This window comes from Heyndrickxia sp. FW510-T9 (genome assembly GCF_058781025.1).
Genome location: NZ_JBYSWK010000010.1, coordinates 109,039 through 116,560, shown reverse-complemented (window position 1 = coordinate 116,560; position 7,522 = coordinate 109,039). Strand labels below are relative to the sequence as shown.

The window sequence follows — 7,522 nt, the reverse complement described above, 5'->3', positions numbered from 1 at the left end:
TAGAAAAGAGCGCGAATCCTATCCATTTCAAAGATTATATACTTATACGAAAGCAACAATCTTTGCGAAAACAGCATATAACAAAGAGGTGTTCCAATGCGCAAAAAGCGATATTATTTTTTAGCCTTCATGATTGTTTTAATGATATCAATGTTAGATGGAAGACTTGTTCAATTACAATTATGGCAAACGGAATCATTTTCAAACCATCATATTAATTTAATGAAGGATAGTGTTGCACAACGAACACAAGAAATCGTCATTGATGATGGAAGAGGACAGTTTCTTGATCGATATGGCAAACCTTTAACATACTCAGATAAACCCGTGCTCATTTTATTTCCTTTTTTAAAAAATACGGAGTGGAACGGAAAAAAAGTTGCGGAAATATTAAATATCTCAATTGACAATTTAAGAACGGCAATCAAAGACGCGAAAGAACCTTTTGTTTTTGGCGGGAAAGATCCATATATATTAAATGATGCACAAATGAGCTCAATTAATGATTTACATATTCCCGGTGTATTTGCTGTTTATAAAAAATCTCCCAATAATAACAATTTAGCTAGTCAGCTTATTGGAGTGGTTGGAGAACAGGCGGAAACATTTTTAAAAAGGTATCCTGATAAAAAAGGGCAGCAAAATGAAAAAATAGGGATTACAGGGTTACAAAAGCAATTTGACGAATTTTTATTACCTGAAGGTGAATCAAAGCTTGTTTACCATGTGGATGCATTAGGTGGACCGCTTTTTGGTGTGGATGTTAAATATACAGGATCAGGCAACCCTTACTATCCGGTCAATGTTGAAACAACAATTAATAAAAATTTACAGGAAAAAATAGAAAAATTAGTAGACAAGTATCATATAAATAAGGGTGGAGTTATCCTTTTAGATATCGAAAGTAATGAAATATTAGCAAATGTTTCAAGACCTTTGATGGATCCAAAACATCCCTTTGCTGGTGATGCATCAGTAAATATGATGACAGCGGAGCAGATACCTGGATCTGTTTTTAAAACGGTTACAGCTGCTGCAAGCATAGAGACCGATACAGTGCAGGATAATGAGATATTTCAGTGTAGTGAGAATATGTATGGGAAACGAGATAAGCGAGATTTAGGGGAATTAGATTTTGATGAAAGCTTTTCGCAAAGTTGTAATCGGGCATTTGGCGACCTTGCTAAACGACTTAAGGATAAAGACCCTGATATACTCGAGGAATATGCAAATAAATTAGGATTAATAGGTGCAATCAGTTGGCATGGAGATGTTTACCATATTGAAGATTTTCATCAGATCGAGGAAGATGAGGGAAGAGTATTTACGAACTCTGAAAATAAAAAAGATAATAATTTAGTTGCACAAACAGGGATAGGTCAGCAGGAAGTAAGAGTCACCCCATTAGGTGTTGCAAATATGATGGCCACAATTGCAAGAGGCGGGGAAAAAGAAATGGTAAGGACTGTTTCTGCTTTGAAATATAAGGATGCTACAACACTACTATCATTTCCGCAAATGAATTTGGAAGGAGAAACAATTTCTCCATTAACCGCTTTAAAACTTCAAAAAATGCTAAGGCATGTTGTTACTAGCCAAAAAGGAACTGGGGTGTCGTTTCAAAACCTTCCATATGAAGTAGCTGGTAAATCCGGTACCGCAGAAACGGGCATTTTTGCTGGAAATGCTCAACTTCATAATAAATGGTTTGCTGGTTATTTTCCTTTTAAAAAGCCTAAGTATGCATTAGTAGCGGTTAATTTAGGTGTTCGGGAAAATGAGGGAGGGGTCAATCCTTTATTTGCAGATATTGTGAATCTATTATACGAAGAAGATCATAAGTAAACCTACATAGGAAAAAAGGGCGAAGTACATTCTTTCTTATGATATTCCTTTCCTCCGGATAGAACTCATGTTATGATATTGACATTGGAAAAGGGAGGTTGAAAGATGGCAAATGATTATAATCATCCAAACCGATCTCGCTCATTACAAAGAGCAAAACGTCGAAAAACAAATATTGTCCTAAATTCATTGATTGTAATCGTATTACTGTTAATCATTATAGTGGCTACCTCTATTTTTTGGAGCGGCGGAAAAAACGATAAAAATACCTCCGCACCTGCCACTACGACACATAAAAAAGCTGCATCCAAAAATACAGATCAATCGAAAAATGAAACAAATGATCAAAACAATGGAAATAACGACAATTCTGCAGATAATAGTAACACAAATGGAAATGATACGGATGATAATCATTCAAATAATTCTAATGTGGATGAGAATGGCGGTAGTAGCTTAGATGACTCTGAAGTTGTTGCTAATGAAGGCAATGATGCAAATGTAGAGAAAACGTATGCAAATCCTAATTGGGCACCAGTTGGCACAAACCAAACGAACGGACATCAATATTCTTCTGATTCAAACTCAGTTGATTGGAAAGAAAAAGAAAAAGCATTATCATATGCTACGGGTATACCTTCCGATCAAATGACCATTTGGTATATGTCACGTGATCAATCTGATTCCTCAGTAATTGGAACAATTACATCAAAGGAATCTAAACAAGCGTATCGTGTATACCTTGAGTGGGTAGATGGCCAAGGTTGGAAACCAACTAAGGTAGAAGAGTTAAAACAAAATGATCGTCATTAGAAAAGCGGAAGCGCCTTGCTCATCGGCGTACGGATTTCGTAGTCTTCGACTGAGATAAAGGAAACACGACGAGGGACGAGTCGATGTTGACTTATCGTAGGGAGGAGACGTAGAAATCCGCTAGCCGATAGGCGCTGGAGCTAGACAGAAAAAGGATATTAATTTGATGAATTAATATCCTTTTTTTGTATCTTTTTTTAACTTAAAATGAACTACTGCAGAAAAGTATCTTTTTCCTGAATCATCTATATGCATTTGATGGGAAACAGATGCAACTTCAAGCATGATTGCTTTATTATGGTCTATTTTTTCATTTATTTGCTTTTCAATTGTATGTAAATCAGTTCCTTCGAAAAATTCGATTTTATCCTCGATCATTTCTAATTGAAAATTCATCCTTATCCCTCCAAACTTATTTTAGCCTTCAAACATAAATCATTCAAGGATTCATAGTATGTTTTCACCTCCATTTGCTTTATAATAATGAAAGTATTGATTTTTTGATTAGAAAGAGGTTTTAAAATGAAAGCAGCTATTATAGGAGCAATGGAAGAAGAAGTAGTTTTATTGCGAAATAATATTGAAAATCCGAAGCTTGAAACAATCGCAGGTTATGAATTTATTTCAGGGACAATGAAAGGGAAAGACGTTGTCCTGCTTCGCTCAGGCATTGGGAAAGTAAATGCCGCTATGTCAACTACGCTTCTTTTACAGGAATTTAAACCGGATGTTGTTATTAATACTGGTTCTGCAGGCGGATTTGATCCAAAACTCCATGTAGGGGATGTGGTGATATCAAGCGAAGTTCGTCATCATGACGTAGATGTAACGGCTTTTGGATATGAGTATGGACAAGTTCCACATATGCCACCGGCTTTTATTGCAGATGAAAAATTAATGAAGATCGCAGAGAATTGCGCTAAAAAAATTAATGATATCCAAGTTGCAAAAGGACTTATAGCTACTGGAGATTCCTTTATGAGTGACCATGAAAGAGTTGAGGCAATTCGTGATAAATTTCAAAATCTGCAAGCTGTTGAAATGGAAGCAGCCGCGATTGCACAAGTTGCTCATCAATTTAATATTCCGTTCGTTATTATCCGTGCCTTATCTGATATTGCAGGACAAGAATCAAATATTTCTTTTGAGCAATTTTTAGAAAAGGCTGCATTTCATTCAGCAACCATGGTAATGGACATCATATCAAATCTTTAGGTGGAAAGAAAAAGGGACAATTCATCACATTAGTCCCCTTTTTTTCCACCCTTCCCTTCATTTACATACCAATTTTCCTATAATTCTATGATAAAGTATAAATATAGTTTCATAGAGAAAGTTAGGTGAGTCAATGTGAATAAGGAAAAGCGAATATATGGAAAAATGAACGATTTTAAAAGATTTGGTTTCACTTTATTAGCATTAACTGCCTTCTTATATTTAGGTGTAGTTATGCCTATTGCAGGAAAAACGTTAGTAAAAACTTATACGTTAATAGGTGGCACTTTTGCCTTGATTATACTTTCTGTAATATGCTTTTTATATTCTTATAAATGCCGAAACCTTTTATTAGAATCTGAAGAGGGACAAGAATATTTGTTTAAAAAATAACGTTGTATAACGTTATTTTTTTTATGAATAATTTATGTATTACCTGTAGATAGAAATGTATTATTTCACCCCAAAATTTACCACGAATTGTAAGCGTTATTATTTTCCTAATATAAACCTTTCTAATTGACATACTAATATACGTGTATGTTATTATAATTTTTGTTTACTTATTTCGCATGCGAAATATTCGAATAGGAATGAAAAATCGAGGAGGGGGGAAATTGAAGCTTCTTAACAATGAAGTAATTGATTCATTTATAAGAATTAACAAAGCTATTTACAGACTCTTAAAAAAAGATGCAGAGTCAATAGGTGTTACAGACGTTCAGCTAAAAGCGCTATATAGAATTCAAGAATATCCAAATATTGGGTTAAGTGAATTAGCGGAAGGCATGAGATTAACAAATAGTACGGTAAGTGGGGTTATTGATAGGCTTGTGAATCAAAAGCTTGTTACTAGGGTAACTTCACCACATGATCGCCGTGCTATTAAGTTACAGCTGACTCCTGAAGGTGAGGATAAAATGGTTAAGTTATTTCAGTCAGATTCCATTCTGATTGAAAAACTAAATGAAATTCAGCAGTTCCCACCTGAAGAGATAAATAAATTGCTCAGCCTACATGAACGAATATTAGAAACATTGACCATTAAGGAGGATTAAATCATCTATGAATGCAAGACGTATGGTTTTAATTAATGTTATTTTACTAATTATCCTTGTTGGAGGAGGATTTACCGGTTACTACTTCTACAATAAATCAGTTACTTATTTGTCTACTGATAACGCACAAATTGCTGGCCAACAGGTTTCTATTGCATCTCCAGCTGCTGGAAAATTAATTGCTTGGAGTGGAAAAGTTGGTCAACAATTTAACAAAGGTGATAAAGTCGGTACAGTAGAAGTGATGGGCGATAAGGGTGTAATGGATATGTCTATTACTGCACCTGCAGACGGAACAGTTGTTCAATCAAGTGCCGTTAAAGATACTTATGTTGGCGCTGGAATTCCTATTGCTCAAAGTTATGATTTGGCTAATTTATGGGTAACGGCGAACGTTAAAGAAACAGATATTAATGATGTAAAAGTTGGTCAAGATGTCGATTTATATGTTGATGCATATCCAAATACTAGTTTAAGCGGGAAAGTACAGAGTATTGGGTTAGCAACAGCAGGCACTTTTTCATTACTACCAAGCAGCAATGCTTCAGGTAACTATACAAAAGAGGTACAAGTCATTCCTGTTAAAATTTCTATCGAAAATTATGGTGGTTTAGATTTAGTTCCTGGTATGAATGTGACTGTGCGAATTCATAAGTAGGTGATAATATCATGACAATATATATCGCTAGTTATATTCTCATTTCGGTTATATTACTTATCTTTGTCAATTTAGCGATAAGAAAAAGTAAAAACAACCGTAAAAATATAAAGGAAGATATACAAGAGAAACAGGACTCATTAAAAACTTCCGAAAAAATTAAGGAAGAACAATTACAGCAACATACGAATGAAAAAATAAATAGTAAAGAAGCTATAGTCGAAGAAGATAAAACGCAGGAAGAACAAGGGACTGTTGCAGACAATTTAATTCGTGAAACATTAAAAGAATCACCTGTCTCAGAACCTGCAGTTGAATATGTTAATGAAGAAGCAGGGAATACGGAAAAAGAATCGGATAAAACTTCTGCGAAGCAAGGTCCAATTATTTCACCGGATATTGCAAAACATCGTGGAAAAATCATTGCTGCCTTGATGCTAGGTGCATTCGTTGCCATCTTAAATCAAACACTTTTAAATGTTGCAATACCACACATTATGAATGATTTAGGAGTTACGGCGAACACAGTTCAATGGTTATCGACGGGATACATGCTAACAAACGGTATCTTCATTCCAATAACTGCCTTTTTAATTGCACGTCTAGGAACTAGAAAACTATTCTTATCGGCCATCTTTGCCTTTACAATAGGGTCTATTATTTGTTCCATTTCTACTGGATTTTCCATGCTTATGTTAGGAAGGGTTATTCAAGCAGCAGGTGCAGGTGTTATTATGCCGCTGTTAATGACAGTATTTATGACCATTTTCCCTCCTGAAAAGCGTGGTGCTGCGATGGGATTAATGGGAGTTGCAATGATTTTTGCTCCTGCTATTGGTCCAACTTTATCAGGATGGTTAATAGGACATTTTTCTTGGAGATTATTGTTTGATATTGTTATTCCTTTTGGCATCCTAGATCTTATCTTAGGTTTTATATGGATGAAGGATGTTACAAAAGTAACCAAACCTAAATTTGATACATGGGGCTTTATTTTCTCTACCCTTGGATTTGGTTTCTTATTATACGGATTCAGTGAAGCAGGAAATGATGGTTGGAGTAGTGCAACAGTTGTTGTTTCTCTCTTAGTTGGGATAGTTGCATTAATTGCATTTATTATCAGAGAATTTTCAACTGATCATCCAATGCTTGATTTGCATGTATTTAAGTACGATATTTTCGCGCTAACAACGGTCATAAGCATGGTAACCAACATGGCAATGTTTGCAGCTATGATCTTATTGCCGATTTACCTGCAAAATATTCGTGGATTTACAGCACTTCAATCAGGTTTAATGATGTTGCCTGGTGCTATTATAATGGGAATCATGTCTCCTATTTCGGGACGATTATTTGACAAGATGGGGGCACGACCACTTGCTATTATTGGTCTAATTATTACTGTTGCGACCACATGGCAATTCACCCATTTAACAATGCAAACTACGTACGGGCATATTATGCTTCTATATGTATTAAGGATGTTTGGTATGTCATTTATTATGATGACAGTTATGACAGAAGGGATGAACCAATTACCGCTTCATTTAACTAGTCATGGTACTGCAGCCTCGAATACAGCTCGTACGATTGCTGGAAGTATCGGAACTGCTTTTCTTGTTACGGTAATGACTACGAGAGCAAGTTTCCATACAGCAAATTATGCAAACGTGATGACTAGTGACAATCCATATTTAGTAAGTAAACTTAGCCAGCTTGGACATGGGCTTGCTCAAATGACAGGACTATCAGACCAAGCAGGGCAATCTTTAGCAATATCCACTATTTATGGAAAAGCTGCTGTCCAATCTACGGTAAATGGAATAAATGATGCTTTTGTAGTTGCGACAGGTATCGCTGCGGTAGCACTGATATTAGCATTCTTTATCAAAAGGTCTAGACCTGCAACAAAGAAATAAATAACTTTTTTAGC

Annotated in this window: 8 protein-coding genes; 7 read left to right on the top strand and 1 reads right to left on the bottom strand. The window is 35.4% G+C overall.

Going from position 1 to position 7,522, the window contains the following annotated elements:
* Positions 1-96 precede the first annotated feature (96 nt).
* Positions 97-1,845 (top strand): peptidoglycan D,D-transpeptidase FtsI family protein, encoded by a 1,749-nt coding sequence (locus tag AC3WJF_RS07855; protein WP_492450927.1) that lies wholly within the window; start codon positions 97-99, stop codon positions 1,843-1,845.
* Positions 1,846-1,950: 105 nt separating this feature from the next.
* Positions 1,951-2,658 carry a YrrS family protein gene (locus AC3WJF_RS07850; RefSeq protein ID WP_492450925.1) on the top strand — a complete coding sequence of 236 codons (708 nt, stop codon included), beginning with the start codon at positions 1,951-1,953 and terminating at the stop codon, positions 2,656-2,658.
* A 171-nt stretch (positions 2,659-2,829) separates the two neighbouring features.
* Here AC3WJF_RS07850 and AC3WJF_RS07845 read toward each other — a convergent pair whose 3' ends face one another.
* Complete coding sequence (locus AC3WJF_RS07845) at positions 2,830-3,054, bottom strand: YrzA family protein (protein ID WP_492450923.1); 225 nt, start codon at positions 3,052-3,054, stop codon at positions 2,830-2,832.
* 126 nt (positions 3,055-3,180) lie between these two features.
* Here AC3WJF_RS07845 and mtnN point away from each other — a divergent pair, with 126 nt between their 5' ends.
* The 5 genes from mtnN to AC3WJF_RS07820 all read left to right on the top strand — a co-directional run bounded on the left by mtnN (position 3,181) and on the right by AC3WJF_RS07820 (position 7,508).
* Positions 3,181-3,873 carry a 5'-methylthioadenosine/S-adenosylhomocysteine nucleosidase gene (gene mtnN, locus AC3WJF_RS07840; RefSeq protein ID WP_492450922.1) on the top strand — a complete coding sequence of 231 codons (693 nt, stop codon included), beginning with the start codon at positions 3,181-3,183 and terminating at the stop codon, positions 3,871-3,873.
* A 135-nt stretch (positions 3,874-4,008) separates the two neighbouring features.
* A complete protein-coding gene (locus AC3WJF_RS07835; protein ID WP_492450921.1) occupies positions 4,009-4,266 on the top strand; it encodes a YrhC family protein in 258 nt (85 codons plus the stop codon).
* A 224-nt stretch (positions 4,267-4,490) separates the two neighbouring features.
* Positions 4,491-4,931: a MarR family winged helix-turn-helix transcriptional regulator gene (locus tag AC3WJF_RS07830; protein ID WP_492450919.1), complete on the top strand. Its 441-nt coding sequence runs from the start codon at positions 4,491-4,493 to the stop codon at positions 4,929-4,931.
* A 7-nt stretch (positions 4,932-4,938) separates the two neighbouring features.
* Positions 4,939-5,589, top strand: coding sequence for a biotin/lipoyl-containing protein (locus tag AC3WJF_RS07825; RefSeq protein ID WP_492450917.1), 651 nt, complete (start codon positions 4,939-4,941; stop codon positions 5,587-5,589).
* Positions 5,590-5,600: 11 nt separating this feature from the next.
* Positions 5,601-7,508 carry a DHA2 family efflux MFS transporter permease subunit gene (locus tag AC3WJF_RS07820; protein ID WP_492450915.1) on the top strand — a complete coding sequence of 636 codons (1,908 nt, stop codon included), beginning with the start codon at positions 5,601-5,603 and terminating at the stop codon, positions 7,506-7,508.
* Positions 7,509-7,522: the final 14 nt, after the last annotated feature.